Consider the following 2,490-nt stretch of genomic DNA (forward strand, 5'->3'; position numbering starts at 1 on the left):
GTGCTGTTATGAACCGCCCGTTTCACTTCCTGGAAATAGGGTAATCAACCGCTAATCAGCATTGCTGCATCTTGGAGGGCGCCGACTGCGGCATCACGACGCTCAGGGTCGCCCGGATAAGCTGCTTCCTTTATGGACTTCAAGGCCCTGTCGACGATCTGGTCACGGTCGATACTGCCCAGCCCATCGAGCTCCCTCAGCAGACTGAAAACTAGATGTTCCAACGCAATAACTTTCGCTTCTTGTGACATTCCTTTGCTCCTCATATCGGCCCAATGCGGCCAAGGAAGCAATAGCCCACTTCAACGAATCACGCCACCCCGGCGAGGGAGGCGTATGCCCTGGAGATCACCATGAGTACATTCGCAGTGTTCGGCATGACTGCCGACGTAGCGCTGGCAGAAGCCAGGAAGACGACTCCAACAAAGAAGCCCCCCCTGAAGCAGGGTGCCATGCCTGAGGAGATGAGCCTGGGCGAATGGAACTCGGCCGTTCGGAAGGCAGCCGACAAGATCATGCGCGGGACCAAGGTCCGCCAGCTAAGCCCGGTATTCGACGCACCGCAGTATGCCGAACAGTTCGCTGCCCTGGCTCGCAAGACGGGAAATTGCCGGGACCTTCGGGTGCGCGCCAAGTGCGCCCTCACCGACGCCGAGGGGAACCCGATCATCAACAAAAAAACCAAGGCGCCACGAATCGGCTGGGTCGACTACCAGCCCGATATGACGCCTCAGGTTGCGTAGCCGAAGGCCTCCTATGCCAATCACCTACGGAAGCGTCTGCAGCGGCATTGAAGCTGCGACGGTGGCCTGGCACCCGCTGGGCATGCGTGCCGCCTGGTACGCCGAAATCGAGCCATTTCCCTGCGCAGTGCTTGCTCACCACTACCCTGAAACGCCGAACCACGGCGACATGACCCGCCTGGCAGCCATGGTTCTGTCCGGCAAGATCCCGGCGCCGGAAGTGCTGGTCGGCGGCACGCCTTGCCAGGCATTCAGTGTGGCCGGCATGCGCGAAGGCCTCGCCGATCCCCGGGGCGCCCTCACCATCAAATACGTGGAGCTGCTCGATGCAATTGACCATGTTCGAACAATGCGAGGCCAGCCCGAGGCTGCCTGCCTCTGGGAAAACGTCCCCGGCGTCCTCTCCGACAAGGGCAACGCGTTCGGCTGCTTCCTCGGCGCCCTGGTGGGCGAATCCGAAGAGCTCAAGCCGCCAGGGGGTAAATGGAAGGACGCTGGTTGTGTGTATGGACCCACGCGAACAGTCGCATGGCGGGTTCTGGATGCCCAATATTTCGGCCTGGCCCAACGACGCCGCCGTGTGTTCGTTGTCGCAAGTGCTCGAGCAGGATTCGATCCCCTTGAAGTACTTTTTGAGCGCGAAGGCCTGCGCCGGGATACTGCGCCGCGCCGAGGCGAGGGGCAAGACCTTGCCGGACGAGCTCCATTCGGCCCTTCTCTCCAGTGCGGATGCGGATACACCTTCGGTTTAGACCTGGGTCAATATGGGTGCCCGAACTGCGAAGGCGATGAAGGTCCGGCAGTTGAGGTTCTCGCTGGCGTACCTGCCTACGGCGGCCATAGTCTGCAGAGCGATGTCAGCCAAGCAGCGACGCTGACCGCAAAGGACATGCGCCTGGACATGGAAAGCGAAACCTTCTGTATTTCTCCAGCGCTACGCTCTCAAGCGCAGAGTAGTCATCGATCTGACTCGGAAGCATTCGTCGTGCACGGCACGCAGGACCCGGACGTTCGGTTCGAGCAGGCTCATACTCTAGGGCGCAATAACGGTGCTGAGAATGTCCTCCTTGCCTTCAGTTGCAAGGATCATGGCGCCGACGCAGGAGAACTGTCTCCTACCCTTCGCGCCATGGGCCATGGTGCCAGCCATGCCAACGCCGGCGGCCAGGTCGCTGTATGCGTCACGGGCGAGATCACCCATACGCTGAAGGCAGATGGCTTCGATGCCAGTGAGGATGGCACCGGCCGAGGCCAGCCTATGGTGCCGGCTGCATCAGGTGTGCGTCGGCTGACTCCCAGGGAATGCGAACGTCTCCAGGGCTTTCCTGATGACCACACCCTGATTCCCTATCGCGGCAAGCCAGCCGAGGATTGCCCTGATGGGCCGCGCTACAAGGCGATCGGCAACAGCAAAGCCGTTTTCGTCGTCCGCTGGATCGGTCAGCGCCTCCAGCGGCAGATCGAGGCATCAGCTCTATAACCACGGCACGGCCGACAGCCACTCGGCCAAGCGCGTCAGCATTTCGCCCAGCAGGGTGATCAGGACGTGGTAAAGCAGTTCTGCAAGGAAGTGTTTCATGCGGGGAATCTCTCTGTGTTTTCGACAGGGAAATTCTGCCGTCACGACATGCGCCGGGTTGAGGGGTGAAACCTTCAGATAGCCCAGCCACAGAAAGAAACTTCCACTCAGCCCCTACCCACTTGACAGCCATTCCGGTCGTGATGACCGCGAGGTATCCCCATGCCC

Annotated in this window: 3 protein-coding genes; 2 read left to right on the forward strand and 1 reads right to left on the reverse strand. The window is 60.6% G+C overall.

All coding sequences use genetic code 11. The features are described 5' to 3' along the window. Positions 1–44: 44 nt before the first annotated feature. Positions 45–251: a hypothetical protein gene (locus tag PF66_RS30160; RefSeq protein ID WP_054064687.1), complete on the reverse strand. Its 207-nt coding sequence runs from the start codon at positions 249–251 to the stop codon at positions 45–47. A gap of 102 nt (positions 252–353) precedes the next feature. On the opposite strand from PF66_RS30160, the gene PF66_RS30165 reads away from it, so the two are divergent. Together PF66_RS30165 and PF66_RS30170 are read left to right on the forward strand one after the other, a co-directional pair. Continuing rightward, positions 354–743 carry a hypothetical protein gene (locus tag PF66_RS30165; RefSeq protein ID WP_054064688.1) on the forward strand — a complete coding sequence of 130 codons (390 nt, stop codon included), beginning with the start codon at positions 354–356 and terminating at the stop codon, positions 741–743. A gap of 13 nt (positions 744–756) precedes the next feature. Further along, positions 757–2,223, forward strand: coding sequence for a DNA cytosine methyltransferase (locus PF66_RS30170; protein ID WP_054064689.1), 1,467 nt, complete (start codon positions 757–759; stop codon positions 2,221–2,223). Positions 2,224–2,490 lie beyond the last annotated feature (267 nt).

It is taken from the genome of Pseudomonas asplenii (assembly GCF_001293465.1).
GTDB classification, from domain to species: domain Bacteria; phylum Pseudomonadota; class Gammaproteobacteria; order Pseudomonadales; family Pseudomonadaceae; genus Aquipseudomonas; species Aquipseudomonas fuscovaginae_B.

Coding starts and splice junctions, on each gene's coding strand:
- PF66_RS30170 (WP_054064689.1), top strand. CDS start 757: ATGCCAATCACCTACGGAAGCGTCTGCAGCGGCATTGAAGCTGCGACG.
- PF66_RS30165 (WP_054064688.1), top strand. CDS start 354: ATGAGTACATTCGCAGTGTTCGGCATGACTGCCGACGTAGCGCTGGCA.
- PF66_RS30160 (WP_054064687.1), bottom strand. CDS start 251: ATGTCACAAGAAGCGAAAGTTATTGCGTTGGAACATCTAGTTTTCAGT.